The organism is Pseudomonas capeferrum (assembly GCF_013523055.1).
Taxonomy (GTDB): Bacteria; Pseudomonadota; Gammaproteobacteria; order Pseudomonadales; family Pseudomonadaceae; genus Aquipseudomonas; species Aquipseudomonas capeferrum_A.
The window spans coordinates 68,524-87,418 of the sequence record NZ_JAAMQM010000008.1 but is presented as its reverse complement, the minus strand read 5'-3'; the positions used below and the strand labels follow the sequence as shown (position 1 = coordinate 87,418).

Sequence of the window (18,895 nt, the reverse complement as noted above, 5' to 3'; positions counted from 1 at the left end):
CTCTGTCCCTACCCTTGTAGACCGTCATTTCTACCCCCATATTGGGGCGACCGACGCGTGAAGGAATCCATCTTGAGCGAACTCCTCAACCGCCGCCTGAGCCTGCTCGGCGCCAACCCCTCTCTGCTCAAGCAGTGCCTGCACGGCATTGAGCGCGAATGCCTGCGCGTGACCGAAGAAGGTCGCCTGGCCCAGACTCCCCACCCCGAAGCCTTGGGCTCTGCCTTGACCAACGAGCAGATCACCACGGACTATTCGGAGTCGTTGCTCGAATTCATCACCCCGGCCCTGACGGATCCGGCCCAGGTGCTGGAGAACCTCGAGGACATTCATCGTTTCGTCTACGCCAAGCTCGGCAACGAATACCTGTGGAGCCCGTCGATGCCGTGTTCGCTGCCAGCCGAGGCGGACATTCCGATCGCCGAGTTCGGCACCTCGAACATCGGTCAGCTCAAGCACGTGTACCGCAAGGGCCTGGCCCTGCGCTACGGGCGGACCATGCAATGCATCGCGGGCATCCATTACAACTTTTCGTTACCCGAGACCCTCTGGCCACTGCTGCGTGAGGCCGAAGGCGGCGAGCAGAGCGATCGCGACTATCAGTCGGCGGCCTACATCGGTCTGATCCGCAACTTCCGTCGCTACAGCTGGCTGCTGATGTACCTGTTCGGTGCCTCGCCCGCCCTGGATGCCGGGTTCATGCGCGGCCGCCCGCACCAACTCGACGAGTTCGACGCGCAGACCCTGTACCTGCCTTACGCCACCAGCCTGCGCATGAGCGACCTGGGCTACCAGAGCAACGCCCAGGCCGGCCTGACGCCCTGCTACAACGATCTGGCCAGTTATACCGACAGCCTGCGCAAGGCTGTCGCCACGCCTTATGCACCCTATGTCGAAGTAGGCACGCACAAGGATGGCGAGTGGGTACAGCTGAACACCAACATCCTGCAGATCGAGAACGAGTACTACTCGAACATTCGTCCCAAGCGCGTGACCTACACCGGCGAGCGTCCGATCCAGGCCCTGATGGCGCGAGGCGTGCAGTACGTCGAAGTGCGCTGCCTGGATATCAACCCGTTCCTGCCGGTCGGGATCGACCTGCCGGAAGCACGCTTCCTGGACGCTTTCCTGTTGTTCTGCGCGCTGGAAGAAAGCCCGCAGCTGGACAACCGCGAGTGCGGCCACTGCACCAGCAACTTCCTGTCGGTGGTCAAGGAAGGCCGTCGCCCGGGGCTCGAGCTGCAGCGCGATGGCCAGTCCATTACCCTCAAGGCCTGGGCCGAAGAGCTGCTCGAGCGCATCGCGCCTCTGGCCGCGTTGCTCGACCAGGCACATGGCGGCGACGAGCATGCCGGCAGCATGGCGCTGCAGAAGAGCAAGGTGCTGGACCCGTCGCTGACGCCCTCGGCCCAGGTCCTGGCAAGCATGACCGAGCACAAGGAAAGCTTCGTGCGCTTTTCCCTGCGTCAGAGCCAGGCGCATGCCAAGAGCTTGCGTGGCCAGCCGCTGGAGGCTTCTCGCCAGGCGGCTTTCGAGACACTCGCGCGCCAGTCGCTGGAAGATCAGGCCAAGCTGGAGCAGCAGGAAGTCGGTGATTTCGACCTCTTCGTAGGTGCCTATCAAGCCAGCATCCTGGGGCTCAGCAACTGATGACCCGGTCAGCCAACGCACGCAAGCCGCGCGCGAGCAGCCAGGCGAGGATCGATACGATTCTCGCGGCCGCGCGCGCGTTGCTGGCGGACGAGGGGGTGGCCGGCCTGTCGATCTACAGCGTTGCCGAGCGCGCGCGGATTCCGCCGTCCTCGGTGTATCACTTCTTCGCCAGCGTACCGGCCCTGCTGGAGGCGCTGACCAGTGACGTGCACGGCGCTTTTCGCGCCTGCCTGCAGGCGCCGATCGACACCAGCACGCTGACGACCTGGCACGACCTGTCCCGCCTGGTCGAGCAGCGCATGTTGATGATCTACAACGAGGACGCCGCCGCTCGCCAACTGATCCTGGCCCAGCATGGGCTGAGCGAAGTGACCCAGGCCGATCGCCAGCACGACATGGAATTGGGCGACCTGATGCACAAGCTCTTCGAGCAGCATTTCCAACTGCCGGCGCTGCCCGCTGACATGGACGTGTTCACCCTGGCCATGGAGCTGGGCGATCGGGTCTATGCCCGCTCCGTGCAACTGCACGGACAAATCACACCCCGCATGGCCGAGGAAGGCATGCGTGTATTCGATGCCTATGTCGGGCTCTACCTGCCACCGTACCTGCCCAAGCGCTGAACAGGCTGTCGGTACGCGCGAAAGCCGCTTCAACTTCCCTCTCCCCTGGCGCCTGCCCGGGAGCGTCCTGCATTGTCTCGCAAGCCCCTCGGCGGCGGTCGAATCGAGGCCGAGGGGTTCGCAAGCCATCACCACATTCAAAGCTTGGCGATCGACACCTCGGTGGATTTGACGAAGGCAATCACTTCACTGCCGACGACCAGTTCCAATTCTCGAACCGAACGGGTGGTGATCACTGAGGTGACGACGCCAGAGGCCGTCTGCACGTCGATTTCGGACAGGACCGGACCTTCGAGGATTTCCTTCACGGTACCTTTGAACTGGTTGCGGACGTTGATCGCTTTGATAGTCATGGCGGTATTCCTTTTGGCTTCGTGGGGTTCAGTGAGCCCAGCGCAATTGCGTGGGCAAAGGGGTTACGGGTTCGGGGTCAGGTGCAGAGCCCGGGGTCGAAAGAACGCGGTCCAGGACTTGGCTTTCCAGCGCGGCCAAGCGGTGCGAGCCACGAGCACGAGGCCGTGGCAGGTCGACGGCCAGGTCCAGGCCGATCTTGCCGTCCTCGATGAGGATCACGCGGTCCGCGACGGCGACGGCTTCGCTGACGTCATGGGTGACAAGCAACACGGTAAATCCATGCTTGCGCCAGAGACGCTCGATCAATTGCTGCATCTCGATACGCGTCAGCGCATCCAGGGCTCCCAGCGGCTCGTCCAGCAAGAGCAGGCGCGGCTGGTGGATCAGCGCTCGCGCCAATGCCACACGCTGCTTCTGTCCGCCGGACAGGGCCGCGGGCCACTCGTTGGCCCGCTCGGCCAGGCCAACGGCTTCCAGCGCATCCAGGGCGCGTTGTCGCCAGTTGCCCGACAAGCCCAGCCCGACGTTGTCGATGACTTTCTTCCATGGCAGCAGGCGTGCGTCCTGAAACATCAGGCGCGTCTCTTCACGCGCATCCGCCAGCGGCGCCGTGCCGGCCTGCAACCGCCCGGCACTGGGCTGGTCGAGACCGGCCAGCAAGCGCAGCAAGGTGCTCTTGCCGCAGCCGCTGCGGCCAACGATGGCCACGAACTGGCCGGCCGGGATGTGCAGGTCGATGCCCTGCAGCACTTCCCGCTGGCCGAAGGTCTTGCGCACGTCGTGCGCGCCCAGGGGGATGCCACGCAGCAGGCGGGGCGGCTGCTCCTTCAATGAGGTCATGCGCCCTCCTTCTTGGCGGTCTGATAGGCGGGGTGCCAGCGCAGCCAGACCCGCTCCAGGCCACGGGCGGCCAAGTCGGCAAGCTTGCCGAGCACCGCATAGAGGACGATGGCCAGGACCACGACGTCGGTCTGCAGGAATTCACGGGCATTCATTGCCAGGTAGCCGATCCCCGCGTTGGCCGAAATGGTCTCGGCGACGATCAGGGTCAACCACATGAACCCGAGCGCGAAACGCACGCCCACCAGGATCGAAGGCAGTGCGCCTGGCAGAATCACCTGGCGGAACAGGGCAAAGCCGGACAACCCATAGCTGCGCGCCATCTCGACCAGGGCCGGATCGACATTCCGGATGCCGTGATAGGTATTGAGGTAGATCGGGAACAAGGTGCCCAGCGCGACCAGGAAGATCTTCGCCGACTCGTCGATGCCGAACCAGAGGATGACCAGCGGAATCAAGGCCAGGTGCGGTACGTTGCGGATCATCTGCACCGAGCTGTCGAGCAGGCGCTCGCCCCACTTCGACAGGCCCGTGATGAAGCCCAGCGCCAGGCCGATGCTGCCACCGATGATGAAGCCCAGTGCCGCGCGCCAGCCGCTGATCGCCAGGTGAGTCCAGATCTCGCCGCTGCTCACCAGTTCGACGCCCGCACTGACCACGGCACTGGGCGCGGGCAGGATGCGGGTCGACAGCCAGCCCGCGCTGACCGACAGTTGCCAGATCGCCAGCAGCAGGATGGGCAAGGCCCAAGGCGCGAGGCGTTGTGACCAGAGGAATGACGTGGAACGACTCATGCTCCGTTCCTCAACTCTGCGACGCGGATCGAGGCAGGATGTCATTGGCTACCATCTCGCCGAACGGACTCACGTAGCCAGCGCCTTGTGGCTGCTCGGGACGCTGTACATCCAGGTGTGGGAACAACAGTTCGGCCACCCGGTAGGACTCTTCCAGATGTGGATAACCCGAAAAGATGAACGTATCGATACCCAGGTCGGCGTATTCCTTGACCCGTGCGGCCACGGTCGGACCATCGCCCACCAGTGCCGTACCGGCGCCGCCGCGCACCAGGCCTACACCCGCCCACAGATTGGGGCTGACTTCCAGCTTGTCACGGTTGCCGCCGTGCAGGGCGGCCATGCGTTGCTGGCCGACCGAGTCGAATCGCGCCAGCGAGGCCTGGGCACGGGCGATGGTGTCGTCATCCAGGTGCGAGATCAGTTTGTCCGCGGCCTGCCAGGCCTCGGCATTGGTCTCGCGCACGATCACGTGCAGGCGGATACCGAAGCGCACGCTGCGCCCTTGCGCCGCCGCCTTGGCACGCACCTGCTCGATCTTTTCGGCGACGGCCGCGGGCGGTTCGCCCCAGGTCAGGTACAGCTCGACCTGCTCGGCGGCGAGGTCCTGGGCGGCCTCCGACGATCCGCCGAAATACAATGGTGGGCGCGGCTGCTGGATGGGCGGATAGAGTAGCTTGGCGCCCTTGACGGTGATGTGCTGGCCGTCATAGTCGACGACTTCGCCTTCCAGCACACGGCGCCAGATGCGGGTGAATTCGACCGATGCCTGGTAACGCTCCTCATGGCTGAGGAACAGGCCATCGCCGGCCAATTCATCCGGGTCTCCACCGGTCACCAGGTTGAACAGCGCACGTCCATTGGACAGCCGATCCAGGGTCGCGGCCTGGCGGGCCGCCACGGTCGGCGAGATGATGCCGGGCCGCAGGGCGACAAGGAACTTCAGCCGCTGGGTTACCGGGATCAACGACGCGGCCACCAGCCAGGAGTCTTCGCACGAGCGTCCGGTAGGGATCAGTACACCGCCGAAACCGAGGCGATCCGCCGCTTGGGCAATCTGCTGCAGGTAGCCGTGGTCGACCGCGCGGGCCCCCTCGGTCGTCCCCAGGTACTTGCCGTCGCCATGGGTGGGTAGAAACCAGAATATTTCAAGGCTCATTGGAGTTGTCTCCTGAAGGGTTCATGCCGGAGCGACGCCCCGGCAAGCAATGCGTCAAGGCGCGCTCGCGACCTTGGCCGGGGGTGTCCAGATCACGTCCTTGATGCTCAGAGGCTTGGGAATCAGCTTCAGGGCATGGAAGGTATCGGCGATTTTCTGCTGTGCGGCGATGACCTCGGCGGTCAGCGGGACAGCGCCGTAGCCCTGGCGCTTGACCGAGGTCAGCGTGATGTCGGCAGGCAGGCCAAGCAGCGGTGCAACCTGGTCGGTCACTTGCTGCGGGTTGCCTTGGGACCATTCGCCTACCGTACGCACCTCTTCGATCAGGGTGCCGATGACCGCGGGGTGCTGGGACGCATAGTTGCGGGTGGCGAGGTAGAACTGATGGTTGTCGACCAGATCCTTGCCATCGCGCAGGGTGCGGGCCTGGAGCTGCTGTTCGGCGGCTGCCTGGTACGGGTCCCAGATCACCCAGGCGTCGACGCTGCCGCGTTCGAACGCGGCGCGGGCATCGGAAGGCGGCAGGTAGACCGGTTGGATGTCGCTGTATTTCAGGCCCGCGTCCTCAAGCGCGCGAACCAGCAGGTAATGCACGTTGGAGCCTTTGTTCAAGGCAACTTTCTTGCCTTTGAGCGCCTTTACCGACTGGATGGGCGAATCCTTGGGCACCAGGATCGCCTCGCTGTGCGGCGCCGGCGGTTCGTACGCGACGTAGAGCAGATCGGCGCCCGCGGCCTGGGCGAACACCGGCGGCGTCTCGCCGGTCACACCGAAATCGATGGAGCCGACGTTCAGCCCTTCGAGCAGCTGTGGGCCGCCGGGGAACTCCGTCCATTGGACGTCGATGCCCTGATCCGCCAGGCGCTTCTCCAGCGAGCCCTTGGCCTTGAGCAGCACCAGGGTGCCGTATTTCTGGTAACCGATACGCAGACTCTGTGCCTGGGCTTGGGTAATGGCGCCGAAGGTCACTGCCGCCGCAAACAGGGCGACCAGACCGCGACGCAGGAAGATTGTGCGCATGGCGCTCTCCAGTGCGAATGGGGTTCAGGTTGCACCTGCTTGCCCGTTGGCGGGCGAGTAAGGTGGGGACAACGGTAAAGTCTGGGTACCGGCTCAAATGCTCCAGCGAGCAGCGAGCAGGCGGTCGTTGAGTATGCCTGGGGCGACAGGGTTGGGCCGTCGCGCCAGGGCACTGTGAAACAGTTCGAGCGAGTCTTGCAGGCGTTGCTCCAATGCCTGGGCCAGTTGCGCCGGCCTGGAGCCTTCGCCGTAGGCGATCTGGCTGTCGTCAGCAAAGATCCCCTGCAGCGTTTCCTGGGCCTTGAGCGCCGACAGCACCGGCTTGAGGGCATAGTCGACCGCCAACATGTGAGCGATGCTGCCACCGGTCGCGATCGGCAGTACCACCTTGTGTTCCAGCGCACGTTCGGGCAACAGGTCCAGCATTGTCTTCAACGCACCGGCGAACGAGGCCTTGTACACCGGCGTGGCGACGACCAGGCCATCGGCTTGCTGCACCAGTTGCTGAAAGTGTTGGATCCTGGGGCTGTCGAAGCGAGCGTGAAGCAGGTCTTCGGCCGGGAAGTCCCGTACCTGGAAGCTCACCACTTCGACGCCCTGCGTCTGTAACCACTGGCGCGAGCGGTCGAGCAGCACACCGGAGCGAGAACGAAGACTGGGGCTACCGCCAAGTGTCAAGACCAGCATGAAGCGCTTCCTTAGGTTCATTCCAGAGCTGCGAGGTGCATGTCTCGCTTGGTAGAGCAGACATTAACAGTATGTTTGATATATCTATAAATCATATTTTTTCATTTGGTTATTCTATATAGAGATATGCAGGCATTTCGCTCCATCGTCGTTACGCGATAGCACAAAGCCTGGCACGCCACCGCTCTATAGGCTTGCACAACTTTGTAAAAGATCGCCCAGCCACGGGGCTGCGGTGTCTCGAAGAAACCAAAGCTCGCAAAGGCGACGCATACCCTGTGGGAGCGGGCTTGCCCGCGAACACCGGCGAAGCCGGTGCCATGAACCGCAGTGCCTGCTTCGTGGGTAAACCCGCTCCCACAAGATATGCGCTGCCCCTCCACGCGTTGGTTTCTTCGCGACAGCGTAGCCTTACGGAAGGAGCGGACTTCTACAGGGAGTCGTGCAGGCCTCAGGAGCAGCGGGGGCAGGATTTGTGCAGGCTTCTGGGGCCGTTGGCGTGTCGCCTTTATCGCCCATAAAAAAGGGCCGTCGAAACGGCCCAAAGATCCCTGCTGGGTGTAGAGCAAGCAACGTGTGATCAGCGATCCGGTTGCGGAGTAAGGCGCAGGTAAGGTTTCACCGCGCGATAACCTTTAGGGAAACGCTGCCTGATTTCGTCCTCGTCCTTGAGCGAAGGCACGATGACCACATCCTCGCCCTGCTGCCAGTTGGCCGGCGTCGCCACCTTGTGGCTGTCGGTGAGCTGCAGCGAATCGATCACCCGGAGAATTTCGTTGAAGTTACGACCGGTACTGGCTGGGTACGTGATAGTCAGACGGATCTTCTTGTTCGGATCGATAACGAACAAGGAGCGAACGGTCAGGGTGTCGTTGGCGTTGGGATGAATCAGGTCATACAGATCCGAGACCTTGCGATCGGCATCGGCAATGATCGGGAAGTTGACCACGGTGGCCTGGGTTTCGTTGATGTCTTCGATCCAGCGATGGTGCGAATCGACCGGGTCGACCGACAGCGCGATGGCCTTCACGCCGCGTTTGGCGAATTCATCCTTGAGCTTGGCGGTAAATCCTAGCTCGGTAGTGCACACCGGTGTGAAATCGGCAGGATGAGAAAAAAGCACCCCCCAGCTATCCCCGAGCCATTCGTGAAAGCGGATCGTGCCCGCGCTGGAATCCTGTTCGAAATCTGGGGCGATGTCGCCGAGTCTGAGGCTCATGGTCGGGGCTCCTGTAGGTTCCGCTTGATGGATTCAATGTGCCTGCAATCGAAATAAAACAAAAAGAATAAATATTGATTTATTTATAACTTATAAGAATAACGATCGACAGGTACAAAAAAGCCTCGCACTAGGCGAGGCTCTCTTGAATCCACCCTTACAGGAAGCTGTAAGTGTAGTTGAAGATCAGACGGGTCTGATCCTGGTCAGCCGAAGCCTCGGTACCCTCGCCACGGTAGACACCGTGACGCAGGCTTGCACCCAGCCCCTTGAGCGGGCCTTCCTGGATGACGTAGTCCACGCGTGCATCACGCTCCCACTCGTGATAAGTGCCGTTACCGGATTGATACCGCACGTCGTCGCCACGCAGGTAGGAAACCGATGCCTTCAACCCTGGAACGCCCAGTCGTGCGAAGTCGTAGCCGTACTGACCGAAGGTGGTGTTCTCGCCAGCACGGGCAAACTGGTTGATCATGCTATCGGTGAACAGGTAGAAGCTCGAGCCACCAGCGCCTTCGGAACGACCGTTGCCATCGCGAACGGCACCTTGGTTCAGCCAGACGAAGCCACCGTCATCACCCACTTGCTGGTGACCCAGCAGCAACGAGTGGCCACCCAGGGTGTAGGTGAACATGGCGCTCCAGGTCTTGTTGTCGACCTTGCCGTCGTTCTTTTCGTAACCGCCGTTGTTGTTGAAGTTGTACGCACCTGGCCCGCCGTTCTTGCCATCGCTGCTGCTATCGAAATAACGCAGGTCGGTCTTGAAGGACTGGTCCTCGGCAATCGGGAACACATGGGTCAAGCCCAGGAAGTGCTGCTTGTAGAAGTCTTCCAGGTTCGAGTAGTAGTACTGCAGCGTCAGGTCCTTGGTGACCTTCCAGTCAGCACCGCCGTAGCGGAACTTGTTGCTGTCGGCAGTAGCACCGTTCACCGACAGGCCGGTACGGTTGCTCGAAGCGCGACCCATGGCGTGGGTCAGCTGACCGGCGTTGAGGGTCAGATTGTCGATTTCCTTCGAGGTGATGGTGCCACCCTCGAAGGTCTGCGGCAGCAGTCGACCATCGTTGGACACCAGGATCGGCAGGGCTGGCGCCAGCGCGCTACCGTAGTGAACCTCGGTCTTGGAGAAGCGCGCCTTGGCGTTGCCACCGATGCGCGACCAGTCATGCACGGCGGAACCGTCGCTGTCGCTCGGGAAGAAGCTGCTGTTGTCTGGGTGATGGCCACGACCGCCATCGAGGTGGATACCCCACAGGGCTTGAACGTCGACGCCGAAGCCGACGGTTCCTTCGGTGTAACCGGACAGGTAGTCGAGCTTGAAGCCCTGACCCGATTCACGGTTATCGGCGCCGCCATCGCGGTTGTCGTTGTCGAAATACATGGTCCGCGAGCTGACGGACAGCTTGCTGTCCTCGACGAAACCGGCAGCACCTGCTTGTTGGGCGAGAATCCCTACCGCCACGGCCACGGCCAGGCTGGACTTGTACATGATTTGCTCCTCTACGTTCTAATTTTTGTCTTTCGCTAAAGGCAGGGTCTGATGCCCGGCTCTTTCGTCGATGGGCGATTTAGCACCAAAGTGTGGTCATGACGTCAATCGTTACTAACCATTTCACTACCTTGGTCTAATACGCCCTCTCAGTTACAGGATAATGACAATCCTATAAATCCAAAATGACTGTTTTAGAAATCGGTAAGATTTTTAGGGAATATAGATTAAGCCTTTGAAACAAAAGGTTGTAAAAAACCTTTCTAGTAATTCTTTTTAGCTATTAAAAATCCATTATTAATAGTGCTTGCCTATTCTCTGTGGCAAAGGAGCCTAGCAAGGGATCCAGGATGTGCCACTGGATTGGACGCACGGCTTTCCAGGAGCCTTCCGAATACCCCTAAGCTAATGCAAAAAAGTTATTTATATAATATTTCTTAGATCATTTAGGATTTTCGACATCCATCACACCCGATGCCTGTCGAGGACTTCCACCCATGATCCCGCACGCCCCATTACGCTTGCTCGCCGCCCTGGCTCTTGGTGGCGCCAGCTGGCTCGCCCAGGCAGCCGACCTGACTGTCGCGTACCAGACGACCCTCGATCCCGCCAAGGTTGCGCAGGCCGACGGCGCTTATGAAAAGGCCAGCCAGGCCAGCATCGATTGGCGGAAATTCGATAACGGAGCGGATGTGATCACTGCCGTGGCCTCTGGTGACGTGCAGATCGGCTATCTCGGCTCGAGCCCGCTGGCCGCTGCCGCGACCCGCAAGCTGCCCGTTGAAACCTTTCTGATCGCCACCCAGATCGGCGCCGGCGAGGCATTGATCGCCCGCGACAGCATCCAGTCGCCACAAGACCTGATCGGCAAGAAGATCGCGGTGCCGTTCGTCTCGACCGGTCACTACAGCCTGTTGGCCGCGCTCAAGGCGTGGAACATCGATCCAGGCAAGGTGCAGATCCTCAACCTCGCCCCACCCGCGATCATCGCCGCCTGGAAACGCGGCGACATCGACGCTACCTACGTGTGGGACCCTGCGCTGGGCGTGGCCAAGGAAAACGGCAAGGTATTGATCACTTCCGGCGAGTTGGCCAAGAAAGGCGCCCCGACCTTCGATGCCTGGATCGTGCGCAAGGACTACGCCGCCAAGCACCCGGACGTCGTCAAATCATTCGCCAAGGTGACGCTTGATGCCTATGCCGACTACCGCAAGGACACCCAGGCCTGGGTAGCGAACCCCGACAACATCGCCAAATTGGCCAAGCTGTCGGGCGCCAAGCCTGGCGACATCCCGGCACTGCTGGAGGGCAATACCTACCCGCTGGCAGCCGACCAGATCGGCGCTCTCGGGGCACCCACCACCCAGGCGCTTGCCGACACGGCCACCTTCCTCAAGCAGCAAGGCAAGGTCGACGCCGTGCTGCCGGATTACGCGCCCTACGTCAGCGCCCACTACATCCCACACTGATCGGAGCCTGCCATGGCCTTGCTCGAACTGGAGCGCATCAGCGCACAGTACCCCGGCGTTGCCACCCCGGTACTGGCCGACATCAACCTGAGCCTGGGACCGCGCCAGCTCGTCGTGGCCCTGGGGCCATCCGGCAGCGGCAAGACGTCCCTGCTCAACCTGATCGCCGGGTTCGTCGCGCCCAGTACCGGTCGCATCACGCTCGACGGCCAGCCGGTCACTGGACCCGGCGCCGACCGTGGCGTGGTCTTCCAGGACGATGCGCTACTGCCCTGGCAGGATGTCCTGGGCAATGTCGCCTTTGGCCTGGAGCTGGCCGGCATGCCTCGCGCCCAGCGTGAACGCACGGCGCGCGAAATGTTGGCGCTGGTCGACCTGTCCGGCTTTGCCGACCGTCGTATCTGGCAGTTGTCCGGTGGGCAGCGACAGCGCGTGGGCCTGGCCCGAGCGCTGGCCGCCGACCCAAGGGTACTGCTGATGGACGAGCCGTTCGGTGCCCTCGATGCCTTTACCCGCGAGCAGATGCAGGAGCTGCTGCTGAAGGTCTGGCAGCGTACCGCCAAGCCGATCTTCCTTATCACCCATGACATCGAGGAAGCCGTCTTCCTGGCGAGCGAACTGGTGTTGCTGGCGCCGAACCCAGGGCGGATCGTCGAGCGCCTGCAACTGGATTTCGGCCAGCGCTATGCCGCTGGCGAATCGGCCCGTGCGATCAAATCCGATCCAGGCTTCATCGAAACCCGCGAACACGTGCTCGCTCGCGTGTTCTCGCAACGCAACGCCGCTCGCCGGCAGGAGTCCGCATGAGCAGCCTTGAACTGCCGGTCACCCATAAGGGCAACGTCCCGGTATCCGCCACGGGTCCGTGCCGACCGCTCGCTACCCGCTGGATCAGTGTCCTGACCCTCGCCACGCTGCTGCTGGCCTGGTGGCTGGTGACAGCCGCGGGTTGGATCGAGCCGCTGTTCCTGCCTTCGCCTGGCGACATCCTTGCCAAGGGCTGGACGCTGCTGACCCAGGGCTACATGGATGCCAGCCTCTGGCAGCACCTGGGCGCGAGCCTGGGGCGCATCGGTCTGGCCTTGGGTGCCGCGATCCTCACCGCTATCCCGGTCGGCATCGCCATCGGCTACAACCGCGTGGCGCGCGGCATCCTCGATCCGCTGATCGAGTTCTACCGACCGATCCCGCCACTGGCCTATCTGCCGCTGATCGTCATCTGGTGCGGTATCGGCGAGCTGTCCAAGGTGCTGCTGATCTACCTGGCGATCTTCGCGCCCATCGCCATTGCAACGGCTACCGGCGTGCGCACCGTCGACTCGGCCAAGCTGCGCGCGGCTCAGTCCTTGGGGGCGAGCCGGGCTCAGCTGATCCGTCATGTGATTCTGCCGAGCGCCCTGCCGGACATCCTCACCGGCGTGCGGATCGGCCTCGGCGTGGGCTGGTCGACCCTGGTGGCCGCCGAACTGATCGCCGCCACCAGCGGGCTGGGCTTCATGGTGCAGTCGGCCGCGCAATTTCTGGTCACCGATGTGGTTGTCCTGGGCATCCTGCTGATCGCGCTGATCGCCTTTGCCCTGGAAATGGGCCTGCGCGCCCTGCAGCGCAAGCTGGTGCCCTGGCATGGGCAAAACCATTGATCCCGATTGACTACGCCGACAGCTCGGCGCCTTGGAAGAGAATGACATGAGCCTGACCATTACCCCTCTCAGCCCGGCGCTCGGCGCCCAGATCAGTGGCGTGGACCTGCGTCGTGACCTGGCGCCGGACGATCGCGATGCCATCGAACAGGCATTGCTCGCACACCAGGTGCTGTTCTTCCGCGACCAACCCCTTGAACCCGCGCAACAGGCAAGGTTCGCCGCTTATTTCGGCGATCTGCACATTCACCCAATCTACCCGAACGTGCCTGAAACGCCTCAGGTGCTGGTCCTCGACACCGCCGTGACCGATGTGCGCGACAACGCGGTCTGGCACACCGATGTCACCTTCCTGCCCACGCCTGCCTTGGGTGCCGTGCTGAGTGCCAGGCAGGTGCCGACTTATGGCGGCGATACCTTGTGGGCGAGCGGCATCGCGGCGTTCGAGGCACTGTCGGCACCGCTGCGGGCGATGCTCGATGGACTGACCGCGACCCACGACTTCACCAAGTCCTTCCCGCTCGAACGCTTCGGCACGACCGCGCAAGACCTGGAGCGCTGGGAAGCCACCCGACGCAGCAACCCGCCGTTGTCCCACCCGGTGGTGCGCACGCATCCGGTCAGCGGGCGCAAGTCGCTGTTCGTCAATGAAGGTTTCACTACCCGCATCAACGAGCTGAACGAGTACGAAAGCGAGGCGCTGCTGAAGCTGCTCTTCAACCACGCGACCCGCCCGGAATTCAGCATTCGCTGGCGCTGGCAGGCGCACGACGTGGCGTTCTGGGACAACCGCGTGACCCAGCACTACGCGGTGGACGACTATCGTCCGCAGCGACGGGTCATGCACCGAGCGACGATCCTGGGAGATGCGCCGTTCTGAAGCAGAAGCCACCAGGCGGTCCTGCTTCAGGCCCTCAGGCGCACAGCAATATCTCAGCTACCTCACCAGATGCAGGAACTGCATGTGCCGTTCGTACTGGTCGAGGATGTCGTTGATGATCTGCTCCTTGCTGTAGCCCACCAGGTCATAGTCCTGGCTGCCTTCGCTCAGGTGCACTTCGGCGCGGTAGTAGCGGCGATTGCGCAGATCCTGCGAACCGAGGCCGCCCAGGGCGAACGATGGCGTGAAGTAGCCGCGCATCTGTACCTGGTAGGTAAAGGGCTGCTCCTCGCCGTGACCGACCTTGAGGCTGACGTTGTCATGGCTCGGGTCATCCTGGGTAATGATCTTCAGGCCCTTCTGCTCGAACACTTCCATGACTTCGGCGATCGCTGGACGCACGACGTCGTCCATGAAGCGATAGACCTCGTCGCGGGACGGGAAGTGGACGGCCTGGCTCAGGCGCTGGCGCCAGCCGCCGCGGCCACGGCGCGAGTTGGCGAAGGGCGCCAGCGAATGCATCTGCGCGATTCGCCGTTGCGACTCCAGGTAGAAGGCCTTGTGCAAGCCCCACATCATCGTCAGCAGGATCACCGAGAACGGCAGCGAGGTCAGCACCACCGCCGACTTCAGCGAGTCGATGCTACCGGCGAACAACAGGGAGCTGGTGATCAGCGCGGTCATCGCTCCCCAGAACACCCGCAGCCAGTTCGGGCCGTCTTCGTCGGCATTGCCGTCGCGAGCCGAAAGGGTCGACAGCACCACGGTGCCGGAGTCGGCCGAGGTGACGAAGAACACGAAGCTGATGAACACGGTGACGGCAATCACCGCCTTGCTCCAAGGATAGGTCTCCAGCAGCAGGTACAGCGTCATCGACGGGTTGTCCAAGGCCGACTGCCCGAGCGCGGTCATGCCGTGGTCGAGAACCTGGGTCAAGGCGCTGTTGGCGAAGATCGACATCCATGCCAGGGTGAACCCCAGGGGAATCAGCAGCACGCCGAAGACGAATTCGCGAATCGTCCGGCCACGCGAGATACGTGCGATGAACAGGCCCACGAACGGCGCCCAGGCGATCCACCAGGCCCAGTAGAACACGGTCCAGCCGCCCAGCCAGTCGCTCTGCCCGTTGTAGGCATAGACATCGAAGCTCTTGCGCGGCAAGGCACCGAGGTAGTCACCGATGTTCTGGATGAGTGTGTTGAGCAGGTGCTGGGTGGGCCCGGCGAACAACACGAAAAGCAACAGCGCGCAGGCCAGGAACAGGTTGATGTCCGACATCACCCGCACGCCCTTCTCGACCCCGGCCACGGCAACCGCCACGGCCGCGCCCATCATCAGGACAATCAGGCCGACCTGCACCCACTGGGTGTGGTCGATGCCGAACAGGTAGTCGAGGCCTGAGTTCAGGTGCAGCACACCGAAGCCCATGTCCGCGCCCAGCCCGAATACCGTGGCGATGATGCCGAAGCCATCCACGGCATAGCCGATCGGCCCGTTGATGCGCTTGCCGATCAGCGGATACAGCGCCGAGCGCAAGGCCAGCGGCAGGTTGTGACGGTAGGCGAAGTAGGCCAGGGCCATGCCGACGAAGGCGAATACGCCCCAGCCGTGCAGGCCCCAATGCAGGAACAGCAACTGCATGGCCTGACGCCCCGCTTCCGCGGTGCCTGCCTCGCCCTGGGGCGGCTGGAGCATGTGGGTCAGGGGTTCGGAAACGCAGAAGAAGAACAGGGTGATGCTGATACCGGCGGCGAACAGCATGCCGGCCCAGGACAGATAGCTGAATTCGGGCTCGTCGTGGTCGGCACCGAGCTTGATCTTGCCGTAGCCGGACAAGGCGGTGACCACCACGAAGACCAGATACAGCGTCATGGCCAGCATGTAATACCAGCCAACCGTGTTGGCCGCCCAGTTCTGGGCCATGAGCAGCCATTCGCCCGCCGCTTGCGGGTTGGCGATGACGGCAAGGCCGAAGATCAGGATGAAGCTTGCCGCGAAGTAGAACACCGGGGGGTTCATGCGGATGTTACTGGTGGAAGAGGTAGCGGATGCACTCATCGAGCGTGCACCTCACCGCGGGGGAAAGGGTTCGAGTTGAACGGGTTCAGCAAAGGTTATCCTCCTGTTGAACACCGGCAGCGGACCAGCGTTTATATTGAACAAGCGTTCAAGTTAAACATGGATCGGCTATCAATGCGACCCGTTGCCGCCCGTCGGTACCTTTGCGTCGGTACTGGCGGCGGCCCACGGATAGCCTCCCGCGCCACGGTCATCCCTATTTGCCGAGGGGCCGTACAGGTGGCTCGCGGGAGCCACGCGCAAGGTTCGAATCCCTCTCGAGAGCCCCTACTCAGACGCCTCGGTTGCCACAGTCGAGTTGCAGGTTGGCCTGGGTCAGGTTGCTCTCCGGCGGCACGCTGCGAGTCAGCCAGACGTTGCCGCCGATGGTCGAGCCCTTGCCGATGGTGATGCGCCCAAGAATGGTCGCGCCGGCATAGATCACCACGTCGTCCTCGACGATCGGATGCCGTGGATGGCCCTTCTGCAACTGCCCCGACTCGTCCGCCGGGAAACGCTTGGCACCCAGGGTTACCGCCTGGTAGATACGCACGCGCTCGCCGATCACGGCAGTCTCGCCGATCACCACGCCAGTGCCATGGTCGATGAAGAAGCTCGGACCGATCTGCGCGCCCGGATGGATATCGATACCGGTGGCCGAATGAGCGAGCTCGGCGCTTATCCGTGCCAGCAAGGGCAGACCGGACTTGTACAGATGATGCGCCAGGCGATGATGGATGATCGCCAGGATGCCGGGATAGCACAGCAGGACCTCGTCGACGCTGCGCGCCGCCGGATCGCCGTGGTAGGCGGCCAGGACATCGGTATCGAGCATTACGCGCAGGCCTGGCAGGGCCGCGGCGAAGTCCTGGATCAGGCGCAGGGCCCGCGCGTCCACACCGGCCTCGTCGATCTTTTCCTGGCGCGCGGCATAGCGCAGTTCCAGGCGTGCCTGGGCCAGCAACGAGGTCAGGGCGGCATCCAGGGTATGGCCAACGTAAAAGTCTTCGCTTTCCTCACGCAGGTCGACCGGGCCGAGTCGCATGGGGAACAACGCGCCACAGAGCTGTTCGAGGATCTGCCGCACGGCTTCGCGCGAAGGCAGTTCGCGTCCGCCCTGCTCGCCGCTGCTACGGCCATTGCGGGTACGCCATTGTTCACGGGCACTGCGCAAGCCACTGACGATGCTGTGCAATTGCCAATGCCCTGTTGCGGGTTGTTCGCTCACGGTGTTCTCCTGCTGGGCGGTCAGTTGGTAGGGCGCTGGGCGCCGCCGTTTGCGCACCACTTTACGGTAATGAGTCCAAGGGCAAAAACATCCTTTGGTGCCACGTTGCTAGCGTCTGGACATAAGGCGGACAACCGAAGCTCCATTTTTGGCCTAACCTCTATCGGGCAAGCTCATCGGCACAGGCGACAGCGATCGGAAACGCCTTGGGCTGCGACTGCATGAGACCAGGCGATGGGCCACGAGGTTTATTTTTTCAAAGCCTGCGCAACCCATCCCACGGTTGCCATCCACGACTTCATCACACCTGCGGGGCTTGCCATGTCCAACTTCGCCAGACCATTGCTCAATGTCAGCCTTGCCTTGTTGCTAGGTACCGGATTGCTCGGCCAGGCGTTCGCCGGCGCGCAACTGCAAACGATCAAGGATAAAGGCGTGATCAACGTCGGCCTCGAAGGTACTTACCCACCGTTCAGCTTCGTGGACGCGGACGGCAAGCTCACCGGCTTCGAGGTGGAATTGAGCGAAATGCTGGCCAAGGAACTGGGCGTGAAGTCAAAGCTGCAGCCGACCAAATGGGATGGGATCCTTGCCGCCCTCGAATCCAAGCGCCTCGATGTGGTGGTCAACCAGGTCACTATCTCCGAAGAGCGCAAGAAAAAGTACGACTTCTCGGAGCCCTACACGGTGTCCGGTATACAGGCCCTGGTACTGGCGAAGAAAAAGGATGCGCTGAAGATCGACGGCGCGGCCGACCTGGCCGACAAGAAGGTCGGTGTGGGACTCGGCACCAACTACGAACAGTGGCTCAAGCAGGAAGTGCCGAAGGCTGATATCAGAACCTACGAAGACGACCCAAGCAAGTTCCAGGACCTGCGTGTGGGGCGGATCGACGCCATCCTGATCGACCGGCTGGCCGCGCTCGAATACGCGAAGAAAGCCAAGGATACCGCCCTGACCGGTGATGCGTTCTCGCGCCTGGAATCGGGAGTCACCCTGCGCAAGGGCGAGCCGGAACTGCTCGAGGCCATCAACAAGGCTCTGGAGAAGCTGCGCGCCGATGGCTCTCTGGCCAAGCTGTCGGAAAAATACTTCGGCGCCGATGTCACTAAATGATCGAGGAAAGCGTACAGCTGGCCATCGATTCCGCGCCCTTTCTGCTCAAGGGCGCGTACTACACGGTCATACTGAGCATTGGCGGGATGTTCTTCGGGCTGTTGCTGGGGTTTGGCCTGGCGTTGATGCGCTTGTCTCGCGTGTGGCCCGTGAACTGGCTGGCGCGAATCTACGTATCGTTCTTTCGTGGCACGCCGCTGCTGGTACAGCTGTTCCTCATCTACTACGGGTTGCCCCAGGTGGGCATCGAGCTGGACCCGCTGCCGGCAGCCCTTATCGGCTTTTCCTTGAACATGGCGGCCTACGCCTGCGAGATCTTGAGATCGGCGATCGGCTCTATCGATAAAGGACAATGGGAAGCCGCGGCCAGCATCGGCATGACACGTGCCCAGGCCATGCGCCGGGCAATCCTGCCACAGGCCGCGCGTACCGCCCTGCCACCGCTGGGCAACAGTTTCATCTCGCTGGTCAAGGACACCGCCCTGGCAGCCACCATCCAGGTGCCGGAGCTGTTCCGTCAGGCGCAGTTGATCACCGCGCGGACCTTCGAAGTGTTCACCATGTACCTGGCCGCCGCCCTCATCTATTGGGTGCTGGCCAGTATCCTCGCGCACTTCCAGCATCGCCTGGAAGCGCGGGCCAACCGCCATGACCGGGAGCAGTGAA

18 protein-coding genes are annotated in these 18,895 nt (G+C 62.3%); 8 read left to right on the top strand and 10 right to left on the bottom strand.

Annotation, left to right across the window (positions count from 1 at the left end):
• The first annotated feature begins 57 nt into the window (after positions 1-57).
• Positions 58-1,650, top strand: coding sequence for a glutamate--cysteine ligase (gene gshA / locus G7009_RS10875; protein ID WP_181130078.1), 1,593 nt, complete (start codon positions 58-60; stop codon positions 1,648-1,650).
• A complete protein-coding gene (locus tag G7009_RS10870; protein ID WP_181130077.1) occupies positions 1,650-2,276 on the top strand; it encodes a TetR/AcrR family transcriptional regulator in 627 nt (208 codons plus the stop codon). Before gshA ends, G7009_RS10870 begins: the two co-directional genes overlap by 1 nt.
• Positions 2,277-2,413: 137 nt before the next feature.
• Here G7009_RS10870 and G7009_RS10865 read toward each other — a convergent pair whose 3' ends face one another.
• The 8 genes from G7009_RS10865 to G7009_RS10830 all read right to left on the bottom strand — a co-directional run bounded on the left by G7009_RS10865 (position 2,414) and on the right by G7009_RS10830 (position 9,838).
• Positions 2,414-2,629 (bottom strand): TOBE domain-containing protein, encoded by a 216-nt coding sequence (locus G7009_RS10865; RefSeq protein WP_181130076.1) that lies wholly within the window; start codon positions 2,627-2,629, stop codon positions 2,414-2,416.
• Between the two features lie 28 nt (positions 2,630-2,657).
• Positions 2,658-3,470 (bottom strand): aliphatic sulfonates ABC transporter ATP-binding protein, encoded by an 813-nt coding sequence (gene ssuB, locus G7009_RS10860; RefSeq protein WP_181130075.1) that lies wholly within the window; start codon positions 3,468-3,470, stop codon positions 2,658-2,660.
• Positions 3,467-4,264 carry an aliphatic sulfonate ABC transporter permease SsuC gene (gene ssuC / locus G7009_RS10855; RefSeq protein WP_181130074.1) on the bottom strand — a complete coding sequence of 266 codons (798 nt, stop codon included), beginning with the start codon at positions 4,262-4,264 and terminating at the stop codon, positions 3,467-3,469. The genes ssuB and ssuC overlap by 4 nt, the downstream gene beginning before the upstream one ends.
• A 10-nt stretch (positions 4,265-4,274) precedes the next feature.
• Positions 4,275-5,423, bottom strand: coding sequence for an FMNH2-dependent alkanesulfonate monooxygenase (gene ssuD / locus G7009_RS10850; RefSeq protein ID WP_181130073.1), 1,149 nt, complete (start codon positions 5,421-5,423; stop codon positions 4,275-4,277).
• A gap of 54 nt (positions 5,424-5,477) precedes the next feature.
• Positions 5,478-6,443 carry a sulfonate ABC transporter substrate-binding protein gene (locus G7009_RS10845; RefSeq protein ID WP_181130071.1) on the bottom strand — a complete coding sequence of 322 codons (966 nt, stop codon included), beginning with the start codon at positions 6,441-6,443 and terminating at the stop codon, positions 5,478-5,480.
• A gap of 93 nt (positions 6,444-6,536) precedes the next feature.
• On the bottom strand, positions 6,537-7,130 hold the full coding sequence (gene ssuE, locus G7009_RS10840; RefSeq protein ID WP_181130070.1) for an NADPH-dependent FMN reductase: 594 nt from the start codon (positions 7,128-7,130) through the stop codon (positions 6,537-6,539).
• Between the two features lie 580 nt (positions 7,131-7,710).
• A complete protein-coding gene (locus tag G7009_RS10835; protein WP_181130068.1) occupies positions 7,711-8,349 on the bottom strand; it encodes a peroxiredoxin in 639 nt (212 codons plus the stop codon).
• Positions 8,350-8,506: 157 nt separating this feature from the next.
• Positions 8,507-9,838 (bottom strand): OprD family porin, encoded by a 1,332-nt coding sequence (locus G7009_RS10830; protein ID WP_181130066.1) that lies wholly within the window; start codon positions 9,836-9,838, stop codon positions 8,507-8,509.
• Positions 9,839-10,335: 497 nt separating this feature from the next.
• Between G7009_RS10830 and tauA the strand changes: the two genes are divergently transcribed.
• Genes tauA through tauD form a run of 4 tightly spaced genes read left to right on the top strand, consistent with a single transcriptional unit; the run spans position 10,336 to position 13,827 of the window.
• Positions 10,336-11,307: a taurine ABC transporter substrate-binding protein gene (gene tauA, locus G7009_RS10825; RefSeq protein WP_181130064.1), complete on the top strand. Its 972-nt coding sequence runs from the start codon at positions 10,336-10,338 to the stop codon at positions 11,305-11,307.
• Positions 11,308-11,319: 12 nt separating this feature from the next.
• Complete coding sequence (gene tauB, locus G7009_RS10820) at positions 11,320-12,114, top strand: taurine ABC transporter ATP-binding subunit (protein ID WP_181130062.1); 795 nt, start codon at positions 11,320-11,322, stop codon at positions 12,112-12,114.
• Positions 12,111-12,947, top strand: a complete 837-nt coding sequence (gene tauC / locus G7009_RS10815) for a taurine ABC transporter permease TauC (protein ID WP_181130060.1) — start codon at positions 12,111-12,113, stop codon at positions 12,945-12,947. Before tauB ends, tauC begins: the two co-directional genes overlap by 4 nt.
• Positions 12,948-12,993: 46 nt before the next feature.
• Entirely contained in the window at positions 12,994-13,827 is an 834-nt protein-coding gene (gene tauD / locus G7009_RS10810; RefSeq protein WP_181130058.1) for a taurine dioxygenase, read from the top strand.
• A 57-nt stretch (positions 13,828-13,884) separates the two neighbouring features.
• On the opposite strand, the gene betT is transcribed toward tauD, so the two are convergent.
• The gene (gene betT, locus G7009_RS10805; RefSeq protein WP_181130056.1) at positions 13,885-15,885 is read right to left on the bottom strand and encodes a choline transporter BetT; all 2,001 of its coding nucleotides are present in this window, start codon (positions 15,883-15,885) and stop codon (positions 13,885-13,887) included.
• 292 nt (positions 15,886-16,177) lie between these two features.
• On the bottom strand, positions 16,178-17,113 hold the full coding sequence (gene epsC, locus G7009_RS10800; RefSeq protein ID WP_181130054.1) for a serine O-acetyltransferase EpsC: 936 nt from the start codon (positions 17,111-17,113) through the stop codon (positions 16,178-16,180).
• Between the two features lie 321 nt (positions 17,114-17,434).
• On the opposite strand from epsC, the gene tcyJ reads away from it, so the two are divergent.
• Together tcyJ and tcyL are read left to right on the top strand one after the other, a co-directional pair.
• The gene (tcyJ, locus tag G7009_RS10795; RefSeq protein ID WP_181130052.1) at positions 17,435-18,229 is read left to right on the top strand and encodes a cystine ABC transporter substrate-binding protein; all 795 of its coding nucleotides are present in this window, start codon (positions 17,435-17,437) and stop codon (positions 18,227-18,229) included.
• Positions 18,226-18,894, top strand: a complete 669-nt coding sequence (tcyL, locus tag G7009_RS10790; RefSeq protein ID WP_181130050.1) for a cystine ABC transporter permease — start codon at positions 18,226-18,228, stop codon at positions 18,892-18,894. Before tcyJ ends, tcyL begins: the two co-directional genes overlap by 4 nt.
• The last annotated feature ends 1 nt before the right edge of the window (position 18,895 follow it).